Origin of the sequence: Sphingomonas sp. (assembly GCF_031361285.1) — a bacterium.
Taxonomy (GTDB): domain Bacteria; phylum Pseudomonadota; class Alphaproteobacteria; order Sphingomonadales; family Sphingomonadaceae; genus Sphingomicrobium.
Genome location: NZ_JANMCO010000023.1, coordinates 1 through 19,537 on the forward strand (window position 1 = coordinate 1; position 19,537 = coordinate 19,537).

A 19,537-nucleotide genomic window follows, 5' to 3' on the forward strand; every position below is an offset into this window, starting at 1 on the left:
CAGACGCCGCGCTTTTGCGGGTTCTGCTCCATCGCAGGGACCTTGGACTTGGCCTTCTGCGGTTCGCGACCCTTGCGGATCAGCTGGTTAATCGTCGGCATGAAGCCTTCACCTTCTTCTGGTTACTTTGCTCAACGCAAAGCGCGAAGGCTGGCGGCAAACCGATGGCCTGCCGGGCCTTCACGTCGTCGAGCAATGTTCAGCTCTTGTCCGCCTAGAGAGCGAGGAATCGCAGCCCCGCGGACGAGCGGCCCAATAGCTGGGAGAGGCCATTGGGTCAACCGCGGCTCAGGCGGAAATCCTGTGGACCGCAAGCCGTTGGTAGTAAGGCTGGCAGCGGTCGGCGAGTGACCGGGCTTCATCGGGGAGGTCAACGGGGTCACGCTCGGGTGGGCCAAAGCCGGTGCTGGCCTCGACCGCCGAATACCAATGCGGCGCCCAAGGGCCGTCGGTCGCTCGTCGTCCCGGCGGCCAGCTGAGCATCGCCGGGTCCCACGCAATCCCGAGCGCCGCGCACAGCTTCGTCAGGACGCCCTCCGGATTGGCAAGCACGTCGTTGGCGTCAACGACTGGCGGCGCGTGCCCGAGCCGGTCGGCCTCACGATCGAAGAAATCGGCCTGGCGGTCGAGAGCGAAATCGTCGAATGCCGCGGCCTCGCGTTGGCGCAAGTATGAAGCGATCATGCGCTCGGGCTCGCGGATCAGGAAAGCGTGCGTGAAGCCGGCGAAATCATCATAGCCGATTGGCCCGGCCATATGGTGCCACATATGTTTTTGGTACCAGACCGCCGAGCCGTCAGGCGCGTCCCTGACAAGGGAGAGCATTACATTCTCCCAGTCGCAAGCCATGCCGGCGATCACCTCGTCCCGCATCGGATGGGCGGCGCCGCTGGTTTTGAGGAAGGCGCCGTAGAAGGGTTCGTCGGACACGAAAGTGTCCGCGCGATTTCCGAAGCTGCGCATCATCGCGGTCGAGAGGTTGCGCGGCCCCGACCACATGGCGATGCGGATGGTCACGGTCGCTTGGTGCTCGCAACATCCTCGTTGATCCGAGCCCGGTAGAGCTTCTGCAGCCGCTCCGTCATTGGCCCGCGACCGTCGGTCAGGTTACGTCCGTCGACCTCGCGGACTGGCACCACGCCGGCGAATGTGCCGGTAACGAATGCCTCGTCGGCGCCATAGACGTCGGTGAGGGAAAAGTTCTTTTCGAACACCGGGATATCGTTTGCCCGGCACAATTCAACGACGTTGGCGCGGGTGATTCCGCCGAGGCAATAATCGCCGCTCGACGTCCAAACTTCTCCCTTGCGGACGATGAAGAAATGGGTCGAATTGCAGGTCGCGACGAAGCCGTGCGGGTCGAGCATCAACGCCTCGTCGGCGCCGGCTTCGATCGCCTGGATGCAGGCGGTGATGCAGTTCAATTTGGAATGCGAGTTGAGCTTGGGGTCCTGGACCGCCGGGTCGCCGCGGCGGACGTGGACGGTGAACAGCCGGATGCCCTTTTCGACGATGGCCGGCTCGGGCTCCTTATATTCGGCGACAATGATGATGGTCGCCCCGCCGACAATGACGCGCGGGTCCTGGTACGGCGTCGAGCGCACGCCGCGCGTCACCATCAGCCGGACGTGCACGCCGTCGCTCATCCCGTTGGCGTCGAGCGTTTCGTAAAGGCGTTGGATCAGCGCCTCACGGGTAAGCCCGATGTCCATGGCGATCGCCTTGGCACCCTCGAACAGGCGGTCGAGATGGCGGTCGAGGAACGCGATCCGGCCCTGGTGGACGCGCAGGCCTTCCCAGACGCCGTCGCCGAGCACGAAACCGCTGTCGAACACCGACACCATGGCCTCGGCGCGCGGTTTCAGCTCGCCGTTGACGTTGATCAGGATCGAGGCGTTCCGCGGGTCTGAAACGTCGTGCATGGATTGGGCCATGGACCGACGGTGCCGACCTACCCAGCCCTTGGCAAGTGTGGCCCTCTCCTAACCCACCGCGACAGGCCGGGGTCCCCGCGCTTTCTTGCCGAACGCGGGGCGGGCCTGCCGAACAAACGGCTGGGCGTCGAACAATTGCTCGAGCGGCGGCCCGTCGAAAACTGGCTCGGCGACGGCCAATGGTTCGGGCTGTGCGACGAGCGGCGCGGCGACCTCGACCGCCTTTTTCGCTTTTCGAGCGCGCCGTTTAACGGGTTCTGCCACAACGGGTTCTGCCACAACGGGTTCGGGTTCGGTCAGCATTTCCGGCTCGCAGGCCAGGACCTCTGGCTCGCAAGCCAGGACATCCTGCGGCATGACCATTTCAGCTTCTGCTTCCTGCGCATCCGCCACCGTAGCCGCAACGAGCGTCGCATCGTCGGACTGGTCGCGCGCGAACAATCCGAACGACCAATAGACTGCGAACAGCGACATGATCGCCGCCGACGCCAGCAGCGACGGTGACCCGATTTCATCCCAGGCGCTGGCAAACGAAGCCGCGAGTCCCACAGCGCAGAGGACCTCAAAAAAGATCTTCCCGCGCGAACGGTGATGGCAGTGCATAGGCCTTCTCCCATGCACGAGTGTGCGACTCGGTCCCTACCTAAGGGTTAACGAGTGCTACTCCGTTGTCTTTCCATCCCATTCTTCGTGGATCGCCTCGGCATCGGCCTTGGTTGCTTCGACCAGTCCATCGATGTGCTCTGGCGGGCCGTAGATGGTGTACATCCTGAGCGGCGCGCTGCCGGTATTGCGGACGTTGTGCCGGGCGCCGGCCGGAACGATCACAGCAAAATCAGCCTCGACCTTATTCTCGACCCCGTCGATGTCGACCGCGCCCGAGCCCTCCTCGAAGCGGAAGAACTGATCGCGGTCGGGGTGAACCTCGGCGCCGATCTCCTCGCCCGGCTGGAGCGTCATCAGCACCAGCTGGAGATTTTTACCGGTGTAGAGCACGCGGCGGAAATTCTCATTCTCGACCGTCCGGGTTTCGATATTGGCGCAATAGCCTTTCACTTGTCATCCTCCTTCAGCGGATCGTGGCCCCAGTTCATCAGGCTGTACCGCCACCGCGACGTGTAGACGTTTTCCGGGCGCTGGGCCGAATGGCGGCGGACAAATCCGACGACCTTGCGCATGTGCTCATAATCGTCGGCGGTGATTCCGTCGCGCCTCTTGCGCAGGATTTGGACGATTCGCCGCCCACTCGCGTGGCCGACGCTTTCAGGGCGATCACCATTGGCGCCTTTCCAGCCGACGACGTGGCTTGAGTCGGTTGTCAGCCAACTTTCGATTTCGTCGGCCGACATATTCACTGCGGCCGAAAAATCGGCATGCAGTTTCTCTAGATCGAGCGGCGCGGTCATTTCTTCCGTTCATTGGCCGCGCCCTGCATCGGCCGCACGAACAATCGCCTGACCTCCGGCCAGCGCTTGTGGGCCTCGACCTCGATTTCGTGGACGATCCGTTCGACCTCGCCGGCGGAGATGCTGTTGAGGAAATCGACGTTGACCATGGCGGTGATCTGGTCGGGCGCCGAATGGACGGTAATGACGTGGCCAACGCCGACGATGCCGGGCTTGTCGCAGGCCAGTTTGCGCAGGCCGCGGACCAGCTCGGGATCGGCCGCTTCGCCAATCAGCAAACCCTTGGATTCATAGGCCAGGACCATTGCCGTTAAACCGAGGATGACACCAATGACCACCGAAGCGGCGCCGTCGAAGAACGGGTTGCCGGTCAGCTGCGACAGCATCAAGCCGGCCGCCGCGGCAATGATGCCGGCCATCGCCGCGCCATTTTCGAGCAAGACGATGAAGGTCGCCGGGTCCTTCGAGCGGCGGATCGCTTCGATCCAGCCAACCTTGCCCTTGGCGGCCTTGAATTCACGAAACGCCTCCAGAGTCGACCAGCCCTCGAGCAGGAAGGCAATCAGGAGGACCGCGTAAGCGACCAGCGGCGAGACCGCTTTCTCGGGGTGGGCAATGTGGATGATGCCTTCGTAGATCGACACCCCGGCGCCGAGCGCAAACACCAGGACGGCGACGACGAAGCTCCAGAAATAGAGCTCGCGGCCGTAGCCCAATGGGTGATATTTATCGGCCGGCTTCTTCGACTGGCGGCGGCCCCAGATCAGTAGCAATTGGTTGGTCGAATCGACGACGCTGTGGACGCCTTCGGTGAGCATCGCCGACGAGCCGGTGATCGCCGCCGCGGCGAATTTCGACACAGCGATGCCGAGGTTGGCCCCGAATGCGATCAGCAATGTGCGGTTGTTGTGGTGGGCGCTCATTGATTGGTTGCCGCGCCCTTCACCAGCTTGCCGCCCTTGATCACTGAGTCGATGTGTTCGAGCAAGCTGACGTCGCGGGTCGGGTCGCCGACGACCGCGACGATGTCGCCAAAGCGGCCCACCGCGAGGGTGCCGACGTCGCCAGCGCGATTGAGCGCCTCACCAGCGCTGCGGGTCGCCGCCTGGATCGCCTGCAGCGGAGTCATTCCCCACTGCACCATCTTGGCGAACTGCTTGCCATTGTCGCCGTGCGGATAAACCCCGGCGTCGGTGCCGAACAGCATTGGCACGCCCAATTGAACGCCGCGTTGGAAGGTTTGGCGCTGCTTGAGGCCGATCGCTTTTTCCTTGTCGATGCTTTCCTGCTCGGTGCCGTTCGACGTGCCCGTGGCGAGGATATAGTCGTCGTTATAGATATCCATGTCGAACCAGGTGTGATGCTGGATGGCGAGCTTCATGGTGGCGTCGCTGGCCAGGCTGGCATGCTCGATCGTGTCGATGCCGGCGAGGATCGCGTCGCGAATGCCCTCGTCGCCATGGGCATGGGCGGCGACCTTCAAGTGCAGCATATGCGCTTCGTCGGCGATCGCCTTCATCTCTTCCAGGCTCAATTGCTGCCCGCCGACGCTGTCGCCCAGGGAGAACACGCCGCCGGTGGCGCAAATCTTGATCACTTCGGCGCCATATTTGTGCAGCCAGCGAACCTTGGCGCGGGCCTCGCCAGGGCTGTCGATGATCGATTCGACCTTCTTGTCGTAGGACGGCGGCAGGCCGGTGTCGTCGCAATGGCCGCCGGTCGCGCCAATCGCGTATGTCGCGGGGACGATGCGCGGCCCTTCGATCCAGCCGCCGTCGATCGCCTCTTTAAGCCCGACGTCGCCGAAGTCGTTCGAGCCGACGTTGCGGACCGTCGTGAACCCGGCAGCAAGCGTCTTTTTGGCATTGGCGACGCCGACCACCTGCCAGAAGCTGTCGGTATATTTGAGGCCCTGGTAGCCGCCGATTTCGGCCAGGCTGGTCAGATGGACGTGCATGTCGATCAGGCCTGGCAGCAGCGTCCGCCCGGCGAGGTCGATATGCTTGACGTCGGCGCCCCAGCGCACCGTGCGCGCATCGCTGATGCCGGTAATCCGCCCGTCGTCGCCAATGAAGATCGCTGGATGCTCGACATATTTGCCGGTGTCGACGTCGAGATAACGGTCGGCGGTGACGACCGTGGCGGCCAACGCGGGATCCGCGAATGAGACCATAGCGGCGGCCGCGAGTAACAGGTGCTTCATCGAATATTCCCCCTAGATATGGATCACGCGCCCGTAGGCGGCGAGGACGCTTTCGTGCATCATCTCCGATAAGGTCGGGTGCGGGAAGATGCTGGCGATAAAATCCTGCTCGACCAGTTCGGCGGTCTTGCCGATGGTGTAGCCCTGGATGAGCTCGGTGACTTCGGCGCCGATCATGTGCGCACCCAGCAATTCACCGGTCTTGGCGTCGAACACCGTCTTCACGAAGCCCTCGGTCTCGCCCATCGCGATCGCCTTGCCGTTGCCAGGGAACGGAAAGCGCCCGACCTTGACCTCATGGCCGGCCTCCTTGGCTTTGGCTTCGGTCATGCCGACGGAGGCAACTTGCGGGCGGCAATAGGTGCAGCCCGGGATGTTGAGCACGTCCATCGCGTGCGGGTGGGCGTCCTTGTTGCCGAGCGCCAAAGCGATCGCTTCGGCGGCAATGACGCCTTCGTGGCTGGCCTTGTGGGCGAGCCACGGCGGCGCGGTGACGTCGCCGATCGCCCACAGGCCGGGCACGTTGGTGCGGCACATTGGGTCGGTGTCGATATGCCCCTTGGTGGTTTTGACGCCGAGGCCCTCGAGCCCGATATTCTCGGTGTTGGGAGCGATGCCGACGGCGACGATGGCGTGGCTGAAGCGACGCTCGGCCGGCTTGCCATCCTTGCCTTTGATCACCGCGGCGACACCCTTGGCATCGGCTTTGAGGCTCTCGACCCCCGCCGAAGTGAGGATTTCCATGCCCTGGCTGGTGACCGACTTGGTCAGCGCCCGGCTGACTTCGGCATCCTCGACCGGGACAATGCGGTCGAGCATTTCGACCACCGTCACATGCGCGCCAAGATCATTGTAGACACTGGCGAACTCGATCCCGATGGCGCCCGAGCCGATGACCAAGAGCTCGGTCGGCATTTCGGTCGGCGCCATGGCGTGGCGGTAGGTCCAGATGCGCTTGCCATCGGCACGCGCGAACGGCAGCTCGCGCGCCCGCGCCCCGGTGGCGATGATGAGGTGCTTGCCGACAAGCTCGGTCGATTTCCCGTCGGCCGTCACGCTCATCTTGCCCGCCCCGGTGAGCTTGCCGTCGCCCATATACACGGCGATCTTGTTGCGCTTCATCAGCCCGGTGACACCGCGGTTCATCTGCGCGGCAACGTCGCGGCTGCGCGCGACCACCTTGGCGAGGTCGAAAGCTGGTTTTCCCGCCGACAGGCCGAAGCTTTCGGCGTGCTTGATGTGGTGGAAGATCTCGGCCGAGCGCAGCAGTGCCTTGGTCGGGATGCAGCCCCAGTTGAGGCAGATGCCGCCCAGCACTTCGCGCTCGACGATCGCGGTGGTGAGGCCCAGCTGCGCCGCCCGGATCGCCGCGACATAGCCGCCGGGGCCGGAGCCAAGCACGATAAGGTCGTAGGTTTCAGCCATCTCCGATTATCCCAAAATGGCCCGGGCCATGATCACCAACCCGACCGCGGAAGCACCCCAGATCAGGGTCCGGACTACCGGCACACCCGATAGATACGCGGGGACGTAAATGACCCGCGCGATCACATAGATTTGCGCGCCGAGGATCGCGTTCGCGACATCCTTGTGGAGAATGATGGCAAGCAAAGCGAGCGTCAGGAAAATCGGCAGGGTTTCAAGCAGATTGGCGAGTCCCCGGCGGCTGCGCTGCGCGACGACCGATTCTTCAGGACAATGATCGCGCGGCCCCATCGCGTTTGTCAGGCGCGCGCCCATCGTCCCTTTCGAATCGAGAATAAGCGGCAACAAGATTTGCACGGCGATCAACGCAAGCACGATCGTGATCCAGAATACCATGTTTCGATCCTTCCTTCGGTTGGCGTTTACGAGTCACTGGCGATGGCGCGCGGTCGCCCGTCGGCATCAAGCGCGACGAACGTGAAGCGTCCGCTCGCCACCTTGGTTTCAGCCTCGCCGTCGCGTTCGCGGGCCACCGCTTCGACGGCGATGGTCATCGACGTGCGGCCCTGCTTTGCCAGCTCCGCATAAACCGAAATCTCATCGCCGACCTGCGGCGCGCCGGGGAAGCGCAGTTCATCCGCCGCGACGACCACTGCTTTGCCCTGGCTGTGCCGCGACGCGAGCGACCCCGCCGCCAACGCCATCTGGCTCATCAGCCACCCCCCGAACACCCCGCCATACGGATTGGTGTCCGCCGGCATGGCGGTGACGCGGATGAGGGGCATGCGGGTCATTCGCGCCGCCCTGGCAGCACCGCCAGGAACCACCACGAGATGCCCGAGCAAAAGGCGATCAGGCTGAACAGAGCTAGGCTGGGCGCGTCGATCAACGGGTTGGTCGGATATGTGAAGTGAACCGCGATCCTGAAGAGCAACCAGAGAAGCACTACCGCGGCCACGCTCAACGCGACGTGAGTAACGAACCCGCCTGTGCGGCGGGCGATCATTCTCCGGGCTTTGGGACGCTCCACGAGCCAACCGAGGATGCCGGCCGGGATCAACACAAAAGCCGGCGCCCAGATCAGGACGATCGCGATGATCGCGGGTAGGTCCTCCGTCCAGCCGTGGTTCCCCGTGGCAGGCGCGAGCATCACAAGGATGACGAAACCGAGCACCGACGACGCAACTGCCGTGGCCAGCACCGCCATGAAGCCATTGAATCGGAAATCTCCAGCCTTCACGCGAGCATCACCCGCGCCATCAGCCACCCGCCGAACACCCCGCCGTATGGGTTAGTGTCCGCCGGCATCGCTATGACGCAGATGAGAGGGATGCGCTCAGCCATTTCGATGGCTCAGCCGCTCTCGCATCCAAAAAAACATACGTTGCAGCACAGAATGCCCGCGCCCGTCCAGCAACGTAGTTTCTGGCGTCACGAGTTCCCAATTCACGCACGTCTCTTCGCTCAATGCCTGACGGAAATTGTTCCACGCTTCGTCTTGTTTAGCGGTGGCAGGAGAAACCCGAGTGACCGAGCGCCATAGGTCGCCGACCGTGACCCAGCCTGCCGCATCTTCCACCGGCAGTTTGACGCCAATCGATTTGAACGCGTCCTCGATGGCGAAGACCTCATCACCGTCACCCCATAAGCCAAGAGTGCTTAGCGGCTCCACTTACGCCAGCATCCCCAGCGGGTTCTCGACCAGGCGCTTGAACGCCTGCATCAGGCGGGCGCCGTCGGCGCCGTCGATGGCGCGGTGGTCGAAGCTGCCGGTGGCCGACATCACCGTCGCGATCTGCAGGCTGTCGTTGATCACATAGGGCCTTTTCTCGCCCGCGCCGATGGCCAGGATCATGCCCTGGGGCGGGTTGATCACTGCCTCGAAATTCTTGATCCCGTACATGCCCATGTTGCTTAAGGACGCGGTGCCGCCCTGATATTCGGCCGGCTGCAATTTGCCCACCTTGGCCCGCGCGGCGAGGTCGTGCATTTCGGTGGCGATCGCCGAGATGCTCTTGCCATTGGCGTTGGCGACGATCGGCGTGATCAGCCCGCCCGGGATCGACACCGCGACCGAAATGTCGGCGCGGCTGTACTTGATCAGCGTGTCGCCGGCGAAACTGACGTTGCACTCGGGCACCTCGATCAGCGCCACGGCGAGCGCCTTGATCATCAAATCGTTGACGCTCAATTTGATGTTGCGGCTGGCGAGACCGGCGTTGAGTTCAGAACGGAGCTTCATCAGCGCATCGAGATTGATGTCGACGGTCAAATAGATGTGCGGGACCTGCTGCTTCGATTCGGTCAGCCGCCGCGCGATCGTCTTGCGCATGTTCGACAGCTTGACGATTTCGTGCGGGATGTCGCCCGGTTCGACCGGAGCGGGCGCGGCGGCAGGCTGAGCGGCGGCTCCGCCCGCGGCGGTGCCGAGGTCCGCGCGAACGATCCGCCCACCGGGGCCAGAGCCCGTGAGGCTGGCAAGGTCAATCCCCTGCGCTTCGGCCAAGCGCCGCGCGAGAGGGGAGGCTTTAACGCGCTCGCCCACTTGCCTCGCCGGAGAATTGGCTGGCGTCGCGGGTGCGGCTGGAGTTTCGACCGGCGCTTGCGGTGGCGGTGCGGGCTCAGCGGCTTGCGGTGCGGGCGCTGGCGCGGCATTTGCCTCCGGCGTCGGCGTCGCAGCAGCAGGCGCTGCGCTTACTTCTTCGCCTTCGCCGGCGAGGATCGCAATTGGGGTGCCAACCTTCACCCCGTCCGAGCCTTCCGCGACCAGGATCTTGGCGATCGTCCCCTCGTCGACCGCTTCGAACTCCATCGTCGCTTTGTCGGTCTCGATTTCGGCCAGGATGTCGCCCGATTTGACCGTGTCGCCTTCCTTGACCAGCCATTTGGCCAGGGTGCCCTCCTCCATGGTCGGGGACAAAGCGGGCATCTTGAGTTCGGTCGGCATCGGCGTCTCTCGGTCAAGCGGGAAGCCACAGGCACAAGCCCAAAGCGGCGGGCGGGGTCAAGTGGCCGGTCAAATAAGCTTGCCTCACTTGCACATCGCCCGGCTTTGACGCAGCAGTCGAAATGCCATGGGGGCACCGGACAACCTTCGCACCTATCTGGTCGTCATCGACGACAGCCCGGAAGCGCGCGTCGCCTTGCGTTTCGCCGCCCGCCGCGCCGCCAAGACCAGCGGCCGGGTCGAAGTGCTGGCGGTGGTCGAGCCGCAGGATTTCGTCCAGTGGGGCGGCGTCCAGGCGGCGTTCGAGGAAGAGCAGCGGCTGCGCATCGAAGGCATCGTCAGCTCGTCGGTCGGCGAGATGCTCGACGAGTCGGGGGTCGAGGCCTCGATCATCGTCCGCCAGGGCGAACCGGTCAAAGCGGTGCGCGAACATATCGGCGAGCGGGTCGATGTCGCCGCGCTGGTGCTCGGCGCGGCACCGGCGGGCGATCCCGGGCCGCTGGTCGCCAATTTCACCGGCAGCGACGCCGGCAAGCTGCCGTGCCCGGTAATGCTGATCCCCGGCGGTCTAAGCGACGAGCGATTGGAGCAGTTGAGTTAGAGCACGCGCGCGAGGATCGTGCCGAACGCGACACACCCGGCCTCATCGTCCGCGTCGAACCGCGCCGCGGTGGGGCTGTCGAGGTCGAGCACGGCGATCAGTTTCCCATCGCGCACAATCGGCACCACCAACTCGCTGACCGAGGCGGCATCGCAGGTGATGTGACCGTCGAACGCATGCACATCATCGACTCGCTGGACTTTGAGTGTCGCCGCCGCCGCGCCGCACACGCCCGTCCCAAATGGAATCCGGATGCACGCCGGCCGGCCCTGGAACGGCCCCAAGACCAGCTCGCCACCGACATTGCGGTAAAAACCCGCCCAGTTGAGATCGGGCAGCGTCTCCCAGATCAAGCCGGCGGCATTGGCCATGTTGGCGATCGCATCGGGCTCGCCCGCGACCAGCCCTTCGAGCGCCGATGCCAGGTCGCGGTACATCGCCGCTTTGTCCGCCGCCGCGATCTTGAAGTCGTACATCAGCACTTTCCTCGTCTTTGCGAGCGGAGCGTGGCAATCCAGTTTCCTTGTTTGCGCTGGATTGCCGCGTCGCTTCGCTCCTCGCAATGACGGATCTAAAAGTCCGTCACCTTGCCGCGCCCGCGCTTGACTGCGCCGCGCTGCGTTTTCTGGTCGATGCGCTTGGCCTTGGCCGCCTTGCTCGGCCGCGTCCGGCGGCGCTTCGCCTGGACGATATGGGCATCGGCGATCATCTGCGCCAGCCGCGCCCGGGCATCGGTGCGATTGGCGTCCTGCGAGCGATAGCGCCGGGCGGTGACCAGCAGCTCGCCGGCCAGGGTCATTTTGCTCCCGGCGATCACCTTCAACCGCTCGTATACCTCCGGGCTCAGCCCGAGCTTGAACAGGTCTAGCCGCAGCTGAACCGCGGTCGCCACCTTGTTGACGTTCTGCCCGCCGTGCCCGGTCGCGGCGAGGAAGGTTTCCGACAGCGCATCCTCCGGCAAAACGACGTCTTCAGCTTTCATCGCGCCAGTCCCCGAAGGTGTCGGGCAGCGGCGCGGTGACATCGATCGCCGGCTTGCCGGCCCGTGGCACCACCAGCCGCGACGCATGCAGCAGCATGGCGCCGCCCGGAATGCCATAAACACGATCGCCGACGATGCCGCTGCCGAACCCCTCGCGCGCGTGAATGCGGATTTGGTGCGTACGCCCGGTCAGCGGCCGGAACTCGACCAGAGTCTGGCCGTCGCGAACCGTGATTTTCCGCCAGTGAGTCACCGCCGCCTGCCCCGCTGGGTCACCGACCATCCGCCACCCAGCCTCGGCGCTCGATATTTTCGCCAAAGCGAGGTCGATGACGCCCCCGTCGGTCGCAATCTCGCTACCGATCACGGCCAGATAATATTTCTCGACCAGCCGCGCTTCGAACGCCTGCTGGAACGCCGCGCGCGCCTTGGGATTGCGCGCCAGCAGCAAGCAACCCGAGGTGTCCTGGTCGAGCCGGTGCATGACCGCCGGTGGCCGCTGGAAGCCGCACTTGAGCTCATGGATGCGCGCCGCCAGGCTGTCGCCGCCGCGCTTGGGCGGATCGACCGGCAGCCCGGCCGGCTTGTCGAGCACGATCGCTTCGCCATCGATGAACAGGATGCGGTCCTCGAGCATGGCCGCCGCGATGGCATGCGGCCGGTCCGGCGGCAACAATCGCGTCCGCATTGGCGGCGACTTTGTGACCGCAGCGCCACGATCCCAACCATTTCAGCGTTTTAGACAATATTAACCTTTTGCCTTCATCCCTCGAATGGTTAATGCACGCTTCAAGGCCGTTAAGGGGGAGTTACGCTGCTGCGTAAGCCCAGGCCGCGAACGGGGGGAAACAGCCAATGCGAGTCCTGTTGATCGAAGACGAGCCGACGACGGCCAAGAGTATCGAGCTGATGCTCAGCACCGAAGGCTTTAACGTCTACACGACCGATCTTGGCGAGGAAGGCCTCGATCTCGGCAAGCTCTATGATTACGACATCATCCTGCTCGACCTCAATCTGCCCGACATGCATGGGTACGACGTCCTGAAGAAATTGCGCACCGCCAAGGTCGGCACTCCGGTCCTGATCCTGTCCGGCATGAACGAAATGGACAGCAAGGTCCGTGCGCTGGGCTTCGGCGCCGACGATTATGTCACCAAGCCATTCCATCGCGACGAACTGGTCGCGCGCATCCACGCCATCGTTCGCCGGTCGAAGGGCCATTCGCAATCGGTCATCCGCACCGGCAAGATCGCCGTCAATCTCGACGCCAAGACGGTCGAAGTCGACGGCAGCCGGGTCCATTTGACCGGCAAGGAATATGCGATGCTGGAGCTGTTGTCGCTGCGCAAGGGCACGACGCTGACCAAGGAAATGTTCTTGAACCATTTGTACGGCGGCATGGACGAGCCCGAATTGAAGATCATCGACGTGTTCATCTGCAAATTGCGCAAGAAATTGAGCCTGGCGTGCAGCGGCGCCAATTACATCGAAACGGTGTGGGGCCGCGGCTATGTGCTGCGCGACAGCGACGCCGACGACGAGCCGGTGATCGAAGAGGTCCAGGCCGCCGTCGCTTAAATAGTTTCGCCGGGGGCAAGGAAGGCGGGGCGCTCTCGGGCGCTCCGCCTTTTTCTTTGGCGATGTAACGTTCGTAATGGGTGGAAAGCGGACATTAGGTTCGGACGCATGGAATGAACAGGATCAGCTCGCTCTTGCCGTCGGGTACATAAAACGAACCGTCGCTATTGATCCGGAAAAGGTCCGGATACCCCGGTGTAACAGTGAGCGCATGCTTGTCTGCATCGACGATAATTCGCTGATCAGTCTCGAAGGAATCGCCTTCCTTATCGTTGGTGAGATGAACTGGCACGGCTGCACCCGGAAACTTCAACATACCGTCGTGTGTGATGTGAAGGGCAACGTCGTTGAACCCCTGTGCACCGTTATAGCAACCGACTTGCCACCACTTCACTTTGGTTTGCTGTGCAGAACTCAGGAGAATGATAGGCCACGCGACTAGGGCAACACCAATCAGCACAACCGATTCAATTGGAATCCGCGGAACTCTCATGTGCGGAGGCCCAGAAGCGCTAACAACATCTTGATGCCTGTCCGGAGGCGTTGACCATGTCCAAGGTTCACGGTGTCGCACTCTCCATTAACGTCCGCAATGGGTCGAAAGCAGACGTTTGCGATTCTGACGCCTATGCGTCGATCAGGAGATGCTCGCGTTCGCGAAGGACGGGCAGCTCGATCGGGCCGAGCGCGGCTTTGCGCGTCTCCGCGTCCGCATCCATTCGCCCCCAGCCGTCACGGCCAAGCCGCTCCAGGGGCTGGAAGCTGGTCTTGTAGGCCATGCGGGGGCTGCCATCGACCCAATAGCCGAGATAGACGTACGGCAGACTGGCTCGCGCCGCGCGGATGATATGGTCGAGAATGATGAAGGTGCCGAGGCCCTTACGGGCGCCGTGGCCGACATCGAAAAAGCTGTAGATCATCGACAGTCCGTCGCCTTGTTGGTCGCTGAGGCAAGCGCCAACCAGCTTGCCGGGGCGACCGTTTTTGGACGGCTCGCGATATTCGACGACGAAGGTGCGGACCGGCGTCTGTTCGACCATGTCGGCGAAGTCGCTTTCGTCCATTTCCGCCATGCCACCGCCGGGGTGGCGATTGGCGAGGTAACGATGCAACAAATCATATTGCTCTTCGGTGGTCCACGGCTTGCAAGCGGTGACTTCGAGGTCGCCGTGGCGGCGCATGACTTTGCGTTGGGTCGCGCTGGCCTCGAATTCGGCGGCCAGCACCCGCACCGACACGCAGGCCGAACAATCGATGCAGCTGGGGCGATAGGCAACCGATTGGCTGCGGCGAAAACCGATCCGGCCCAACGCTTCGTTGAGCTCGCTCGACTGGCGGCCGTTCAATTCGGTGAACACTTTGCGTTCGACCTTGCCCGGCAGATACGGACACGGCGACGGGTTCGTGACGAAGAACTTGGGAAAGCGAAATGGTGCGCTCACCGCGGCCCCTCTCTAATTGGTTACTGATCCCTTTATGCGACTGGTAAACGCGGTTGAAAAGGGCCTGACACCAGCAAAGAAGGTGAAGCTTGATGACTGTCCCGCGAGGGGACGGAAACTTCGCCCATCAGCCGTCAATCCAGCGATGCGCGCTCGACATGGAATCCGGCCGATTCGAGCATCACTACGACTTCGTCGATGGCCGCCGGATCGCGCGCTTCGCCTTCGACTTCGATGACCGTGTCCTTGGCCGGCAACCGGGTGAAGATCCGGCTGTGATTGATTTCAATGATGTTGACTCCCGCCGCCTCGAACTTGGCGGTGATCGCGGCCAACGCGCCGGGGCGGTCGTGGGCCGCGACTCGCAGCCGCGCAATGCGACCGCTGCGGACCAGGTCGCGCACCAGCACGTTGGCGAGCAAATGCGTGTCGATGTTGCCGCCGCACAAGATGGTGCCGACCTTGCGCCCGGCGAACCGCTTGGGGTCGGCGAGCAAAGCGGCGAGACCGGCCGCGCCGGCGCCCTCCACGACGCTTTTTTCGATACCCGCCAGCATCGCCACCGCGCGCTCGAGATCGCGTTCTGCAACCAGCATTACCTCGACCTTGAGCTCTTTTAATATCTCTGAGGTCAGCTGCCCGGGCTGCTTGACGGCGATGCCCTCGGCCAGCGTGTCGCCGCCCAGGGGCAGCGCGCATCCTTCGATCGCGCATTTCATCGACGGGTAGAGCTCGGCCTCGACGCCAATCAGCTCGATGTCGGGCTTGAGCGCCCGCGCCGCAATGCCGATGCCCGACAACAAGCCGCCGCCGCCGATCGGCACGACCAGCACGTCGAGGTCCGGGACATCGGCGAGCATTTCGAGCCCCAACGTCCCCTGGCCGGCAATCACCGCGGCGTCATCGAATGGATGGACGAACACAAACCCCCGCTCGAGCGCCAGTTCGCACGCTTTGTCATGGGCGTCGTCGTACATTACGCCTTCGAGGACCACCTGCGCGCCATGCCCGGCGGTTTGACTGACCTTGATGGTCGGGGTCGTCGCCGGCATGACGATGGTGGCCGGAATGCCGAGCCGCTTGGCGTGATAAGCGACCGCTTGCGCATGGTTGCCGGCCGACGCGGCAATCACGCCACGCGCCCGTTCCTCGTCGGTCAGCTGCAGCAATTTGTTGAGTGCGCCGCGTTCCTTGAAGGCGCCGGTGAACTGGAGATTCTCGAACTTCAGCCACACTTCGGCGCCGATGATCTCGGACAAGGTCCGGCTCATCAGCATCGGCGTGCGGATGACCGCGCCGTCGATGCGTTTCGCCGCGGCGCGGATGTCGTCGATCGTCGGGGGCTGCATCATGAGCGGCGCGCCTAGCGCTTCCGGCCCACGCAAACAATGCTATGCGGGGGCCATGAACCGGACCCTTACCGCGCTCGCTGCAGCGCTGCTTTCATCGCCCGCACTTGCCAACACGCTGATCGACCATGTGCATGGCATCCAGGTCGGCGCCAACGGCAAGCTCCAGCATTTCGAAAGCCTGCTGATCGGCGACGATGGCAAGGTCATCCGGACGTTGCGCGGGACCGAAGATTTCCACCCCAAGAATGCGACGGTAATCGACGGCCAGGGCCGCACGCTACTACCCGGACTGATCGATGCCCACGGGCATATCATGAGTCTTGGCTTTACCGCCATGCAGCTCGACCTCACCGGGACTAATTCGCTGGCCGATTTGCAGCAGCGGCTGCGCGTCTATGCCGCCGCCAATCCCGACGTCCGCTGGATCGTTGGGCGCGGCTGGAACCAGGAATTGTGGCCCGACCAACGCTTCCCGACCAGCGCCGATCTTGATGCGGTGGTCAGCGATCGCCCGGTGTGGCTGGAGCGGATCGACGGTCATGCCGCTGTCGCCAACAGCGCGGCGATGAAGTCTGCTGGCGTCACGGCCGCAACCAAGGCTCCTCCAGGTGGCAGGATCGAGAGCGGTTTGTTCGTCGATGCGGCGCGCGACCTCATCGACAAAGCCGTCCCCACGCCGTCGTCGGCCGAGCTCGACCAGGCGTTTGCCAAGGCGCAGGACATCCTCCTTGGCTATGGCGTCACCGCCACCGCGGTGATGGGTACGCCGCTCGATTATTGGGACACCATGCGACGCTCCGGCGATGCGGGCGGTTTGCGGATGCGCGTGTTCGATTATGCCGAAGGCGTCGAGCCGCTCAAGACCATCCCCAAGCCGACGCCGTGGCTTTACCGGGATCGGCTGCGCATGGTTGGCGTCAAGCTCTATGCCGACGGCGCGCTGGGCTCACGTGGCGCGTGGCTCAAGCAGCCCTATTCGGACGAGCCCGAAACACGCGGGCTACAATTCCATTCGGATGCCGAACTGCTTGCCCTTGCCGACACCGCTGCGGCGGCCGGATTCCAGGTCGCCACCCATGCCATCGGCGACGCCGCCAACGCGCAGGTCATTGCCACATATGAACAGTTGGCGAGAAAATACCCCGGCGACCGCCGCTGGCGGATCGAGCATGTGCAGATCGTCGATCCGATCGACATTCCGCGCATCGCTCGCGCCGGGATCATCGCCTCGATGCAGCCGACCCACCAGACCAGCGACCGGCTGATGGCCGAGAAGCGCCTCGGACCCAACCGCTTGGCCGGCGCCTATGCCTGGAACACCATCCTCAAGGCCGGGGCGCACCTCGCGTTCGGGTCCGATTTCCCGGTCGAATCGCCCAACCCCTTCCCCGGGCTGGCCGCCGCGATCAGCCGGCAAGGCGCCGACGGCGAACCTGCTGGCGGCTGGCGCCCGCAAGAGCGGGTCAGCTTCGCCACCGCGCTGGCCGGCTTCACCCGCGAAGCCGCCTACGCCAGCTTCGCCGAGGACCGGGTCGGCGCGCTCGAACCGGGCAAGTGGGCCGATTTCATTCTCGTCGACCGCGACGTGAGCACCGTCGACGCGGCAGCGATTTATGGCACACAAGTGCTGGAAACCTGGGTCGCGGGCAAGCCAGTGTGGCGGCGTGCGCCTAGCGCCGTGTCGCCCGAGCGCGGGAAATAAGCATGGCCGGGGTGAGGATTTGCGGCAGCTCCTCGGGCTGTGCTCCAGGCCGGTACCACAAATAAAGCGGCACGCCGGCGCGGCCGCGGCTTTCCAGGAAGCGCGTGATCGCCGGGTCGCCGTTGGTCCAGTCTCCGGCCACCACCCGCACGCCCGCCTGGCGGAACGCGTCGCGCACTTCAGAGCGATCGATCGCCGAGATTTCATTCGCCTTGCAGGTCAGGCACCAGTCGGCGGTAAAATAGACGAACGCCGGGCGACCCTGCTGCAGATGCTCGGCGACCAGCACTTCGCTCCACGGCTCAGCGCCGGCGATCGACGAGGCCCGCGCCGTCGGCGACGCCGGCACCCGGGCCACCGCGGCAACCACCACGATCAGTGCCAGGATGAAAACGAACCTGGCTTGCGGCCGGCCAGCGCGTTGAATCCGCCCGGCAAAATACAGGCAAACGACCAGCGCCACCGTCGCGAACACGCCGAACAACAGCGCCGACTGGCCCGCCAGGCGATAGAGCAGCCAGATGCAGGCCGCCGCGCTCGCCGCCATCGGAATGGCAAGGTAGCGCTGCAGCTTGGCCATCCAGGGGCCGGGTTTCGGCAGCTTGTTGCGCAGTGCCGGGACGAAGGCGACGACCAGGAATGGTAGCGCCAGTCCCAAGCCGAGCGCGGCGAAGACCAGCACCGATCCCGCCAGCGGAAGCAGCAGTGCAGTCCCCAGCGCAGCGCCGAGGAACGGCCCCGCACACGGTGTCGCAATGAAGGCGGCGAGCGCACCGGTGCCGAAGCTTCCCGCCGGCCGCGCCCGCTCGCCGAGGACCGGCAGCTCGAACAGGCCAAGAAGGTTGGCGGTAATCGCGATCGCCAGCAGCAAGAGCAGCATGATCGTGCGGGGATCCTGCAGCTGGAACGCCCAGCCGGCCTCGGCCCCGGCGGCGCGGATGGCGAGCAATGCGCCGCCAAGCGCGCCCGTACCGACCACGGCGCCCGCAGTGTAGCCAAGGGCATCGCGTCGCGCTTCGCCGGCTGCCCCGCCGGCGCGCGACACATGCAGCGCCTTCAAAGCGAGGATCGGGAACACGCATGGCATCAGGTTGAGCAACATCCCGCCGACAATTGCGCCGAGGACGGCGAGCAGGATTGCCCGCGCGCCCAGATCGCCGATCGATTGGCCGCCTTGGGGGACGCGGCCTGGTGCGGCCTTGAACTCGAGCCCGCTGCCATCGCCAAGCGCGAGGACTCCGGCGAATGTCTTTGGCGGACCGTTGCGCGTCGCCAGATCGACGATCAGCGTGTCGCCGCTGCGCCGGAAATGCTGCGGGGCCGCATAGTCGACCGCGCCATCAGTGATCGGAAAGACGTAGGGTTCGCCAACTGCAATGTCGCGCGGCAGCGGGATCGCGACCTGCAGCGTCTGGCCGCTCAACGCGAACCGCGCCGGGGTCGCCAACGGCCGTGGCAAGGCTCGCCGCCATTGATCGAACAGCGCGCGCTTGTCGGGCGAGCCGCTACCGACTGGCACATCGAGCGAGAGCACGCCGCTTTCGGGGACGCAGACCTTGTCGGTGCAAGCCAGCCAGTGGGCGGCGGCACGGATTGGCACGACCCCAGTGGCGTTCAGCGGCACCTTGAGCCGCACCAGCACCGCATAATCGTGGTCGTAAACATAGTTCATCAGCCCGACGATCGTCAGCCGCGTCGGGACTGGATAGCGCAGCGGCCCCACTACATAGCCGGGCGGAAGCTGCCATTTGACGTCCATCGGCAGGCCGGCGTCGCCGGGGTTCAACCAATAACCGTGCCAACCGGGGTTGGTGCGCATGTGAATGGCCAGATCGACTTCCCCGCCGGGGAGTGCCGGCCCTTCGGCAATCAGTTGCGGTTCGATCCCCCGCGCTTCGGCCAGAGTTGGCAACAACAGAAGGGCAAACAGGAGCAAAAGACGACGCATGGTCATGCCGCTAGTGC

Annotated in this window: 23 protein-coding genes and 1 pseudogene; 3 read left to right on the top strand and 21 right to left on the bottom strand. The window is 64.2% G+C overall.

The features are described from left to right. The 14 genes and pseudogenes from rpsL to RMO25_RS02540 all read right to left on the bottom strand — a co-directional run. Window positions 1-101: pseudogene (gene rpsL / locus RMO25_RS02475) on the bottom strand (30S ribosomal protein S12); the annotation flags it as partial. Between the two features lie 187 nt (window positions 102-288). After that, window positions 289-1,017 carry an HAD family hydrolase gene (locus tag RMO25_RS02480; RefSeq protein ID WP_309661025.1) on the bottom strand — a complete coding sequence of 243 codons (729 nt, stop codon included), beginning with the start codon at window positions 1,015-1,017 and terminating at the stop codon, window positions 289-291. After that, window positions 1,014-1,934, bottom strand: coding sequence for an aminotransferase class IV (locus RMO25_RS02485; protein WP_309661026.1), 921 nt, complete (start codon window positions 1,932-1,934; stop codon window positions 1,014-1,016). The genes RMO25_RS02480 and RMO25_RS02485 overlap by 4 nt, the downstream gene beginning before the upstream one ends. Window positions 1,935-1,982: 48 nt before the next feature. After that, complete coding sequence (locus tag RMO25_RS02490; protein WP_309661027.1) at window positions 1,983-2,483, bottom strand: hypothetical protein; 501 nt, start codon at window positions 2,481-2,483, stop codon at window positions 1,983-1,985. A 111-nt stretch (window positions 2,484-2,594) separates the two neighbouring features. After that, window positions 2,595-2,990, bottom strand: a complete 396-nt coding sequence (locus tag RMO25_RS02495) for a cupin domain-containing protein (RefSeq protein WP_309661028.1) — start codon at window positions 2,988-2,990, stop codon at window positions 2,595-2,597. Further along, complete coding sequence (locus tag RMO25_RS02500) at window positions 2,987-3,340, bottom strand: DUF3140 domain-containing protein (RefSeq protein WP_309661029.1); 354 nt, start codon at window positions 3,338-3,340, stop codon at window positions 2,987-2,989. Before RMO25_RS02500 ends, RMO25_RS02495 begins: the two co-directional genes overlap by 4 nt. Next, window positions 3,337-4,263: a cation diffusion facilitator family transporter gene (locus RMO25_RS02505; protein ID WP_309661030.1), complete on the bottom strand. Its 927-nt coding sequence runs from the start codon at window positions 4,261-4,263 to the stop codon at window positions 3,337-3,339. Before RMO25_RS02505 ends, RMO25_RS02500 begins: the two co-directional genes overlap by 4 nt. Continuing rightward, window positions 4,260-5,543: an amidohydrolase family protein gene (locus RMO25_RS02510; RefSeq protein WP_309661031.1), complete on the bottom strand. Its 1,284-nt coding sequence runs from the start codon at window positions 5,541-5,543 to the stop codon at window positions 4,260-4,262. Before RMO25_RS02510 ends, RMO25_RS02505 begins: the two co-directional genes overlap by 4 nt. 12 nt (window positions 5,544-5,555) lie before the next feature. Then, a complete protein-coding gene (gene lpdA / locus RMO25_RS02515) occupies window positions 5,556-6,968 on the bottom strand; it encodes a dihydrolipoyl dehydrogenase (protein ID WP_309661032.1) in 1,413 nt (470 codons plus the stop codon). Window positions 6,969-6,974: 6 nt separating this feature from the next. After that, window positions 6,975-7,364 carry an MAPEG family protein gene (locus RMO25_RS02520; RefSeq protein WP_309661033.1) on the bottom strand — a complete coding sequence of 130 codons (390 nt, stop codon included), beginning with the start codon at window positions 7,362-7,364 and terminating at the stop codon, window positions 6,975-6,977. Between the two features lie 26 nt (window positions 7,365-7,390). Beyond that, window positions 7,391-7,762, bottom strand: coding sequence for an acyl-CoA thioesterase (locus RMO25_RS02525; protein ID WP_309661034.1), 372 nt, complete (start codon window positions 7,760-7,762; stop codon window positions 7,391-7,393). Further along, window positions 7,759-8,175: a hypothetical protein gene (locus RMO25_RS02530; RefSeq protein WP_309661035.1), complete on the bottom strand. Its 417-nt coding sequence runs from the start codon at window positions 8,173-8,175 to the stop codon at window positions 7,759-7,761. The genes RMO25_RS02525 and RMO25_RS02530 overlap by 4 nt, the downstream gene beginning before the upstream one ends. Before the next feature lie 129 nt (window positions 8,176-8,304). Continuing rightward, window positions 8,305-8,640, bottom strand: a complete 336-nt coding sequence (locus tag RMO25_RS02535) for a hypothetical protein (RefSeq protein ID WP_309661036.1) — start codon at window positions 8,638-8,640, stop codon at window positions 8,305-8,307. Further along, window positions 8,641-9,915, bottom strand: a complete 1,275-nt coding sequence (locus RMO25_RS02540) for a pyruvate dehydrogenase complex dihydrolipoamide acetyltransferase (protein WP_309661037.1) — start codon at window positions 9,913-9,915, stop codon at window positions 8,641-8,643. A gap of 127 nt (window positions 9,916-10,042) precedes the next feature. Here RMO25_RS02540 and RMO25_RS02545 point away from each other — a divergent pair, with 127 nt between their 5' ends. Next, window positions 10,043-10,516, top strand: coding sequence for a universal stress protein (locus RMO25_RS02545; protein WP_309661038.1), 474 nt, complete (start codon window positions 10,043-10,045; stop codon window positions 10,514-10,516). Here the strand turns inward: RMO25_RS02545 and RMO25_RS02550 are convergent. From RMO25_RS02550 to RMO25_RS02560, 3 genes are all read right to left on the bottom strand, one after another. After that, complete coding sequence (locus RMO25_RS02550) at window positions 10,513-10,992, bottom strand: GAF domain-containing protein (protein WP_309661039.1); 480 nt, start codon at window positions 10,990-10,992, stop codon at window positions 10,513-10,515. The two genes, RMO25_RS02545 and RMO25_RS02550, sit on opposite strands and share 4 nt — an antisense overlap. A gap of 95 nt (window positions 10,993-11,087) precedes the next feature. Then, on the bottom strand, window positions 11,088-11,498 hold the full coding sequence (gene arfB / locus RMO25_RS02555; protein ID WP_309661040.1) for an alternative ribosome rescue aminoacyl-tRNA hydrolase ArfB: 411 nt from the start codon (window positions 11,496-11,498) through the stop codon (window positions 11,088-11,090). Next, window positions 11,488-12,186 carry an RluA family pseudouridine synthase gene (locus RMO25_RS02560; protein WP_405051826.1) on the bottom strand — a complete coding sequence of 233 codons (699 nt, stop codon included), beginning with the start codon at window positions 12,184-12,186 and terminating at the stop codon, window positions 11,488-11,490. Before RMO25_RS02560 ends, arfB begins: the two co-directional genes overlap by 11 nt. A gap of 167 nt (window positions 12,187-12,353) precedes the next feature. Here RMO25_RS02560 and ctrA point away from each other — a divergent pair, with 167 nt between their 5' ends. Next, window positions 12,354-13,076 carry a response regulator transcription factor CtrA gene (gene ctrA / locus RMO25_RS02565; RefSeq protein ID WP_309661041.1) on the top strand — a complete coding sequence of 241 codons (723 nt, stop codon included), beginning with the start codon at window positions 12,354-12,356 and terminating at the stop codon, window positions 13,074-13,076. Window positions 13,077-13,170: 94 nt separating this feature from the next. On the opposite strand, the gene RMO25_RS02570 is transcribed toward ctrA, so the two are convergent. From RMO25_RS02570 to RMO25_RS02580, 3 genes are all read right to left on the bottom strand, one after another. Continuing rightward, window positions 13,171-13,536: a hypothetical protein gene (locus RMO25_RS02570; protein WP_309661042.1), complete on the bottom strand. Its 366-nt coding sequence runs from the start codon at window positions 13,534-13,536 to the stop codon at window positions 13,171-13,173. Between the two features lie 166 nt (window positions 13,537-13,702). Further along, the gene (locus RMO25_RS02575) at window positions 13,703-14,518 is read right to left on the bottom strand and encodes an arginyltransferase (RefSeq protein WP_309661043.1); all 816 of its coding nucleotides are present in this window, start codon (window positions 14,516-14,518) and stop codon (window positions 13,703-13,705) included. 134 nt (window positions 14,519-14,652) lie between these two features. Further along, complete coding sequence (locus RMO25_RS02580; RefSeq protein WP_309661044.1) at window positions 14,653-15,870, bottom strand: threonine ammonia-lyase; 1,218 nt, start codon at window positions 15,868-15,870, stop codon at window positions 14,653-14,655. 52 nt (window positions 15,871-15,922) lie between these two features. On the opposite strand from RMO25_RS02580, the gene RMO25_RS02585 reads away from it, so the two are divergent. Then, window positions 15,923-17,572 carry an amidohydrolase family protein gene (locus tag RMO25_RS02585; RefSeq protein ID WP_309661045.1) on the top strand — a complete coding sequence of 550 codons (1,650 nt, stop codon included), beginning with the start codon at window positions 15,923-15,925 and terminating at the stop codon, window positions 17,570-17,572. On the opposite strand, the gene RMO25_RS02590 is transcribed toward RMO25_RS02585, so the two are convergent. Further along, complete coding sequence (locus RMO25_RS02590) at window positions 17,541-19,520, bottom strand: protein-disulfide reductase DsbD domain-containing protein (protein WP_309661046.1); 1,980 nt, start codon at window positions 19,518-19,520, stop codon at window positions 17,541-17,543. The genes RMO25_RS02585 and RMO25_RS02590 overlap by 32 nt on opposite strands. Between the last annotated feature and the right edge of the window lie 17 nt (window positions 19,521-19,537).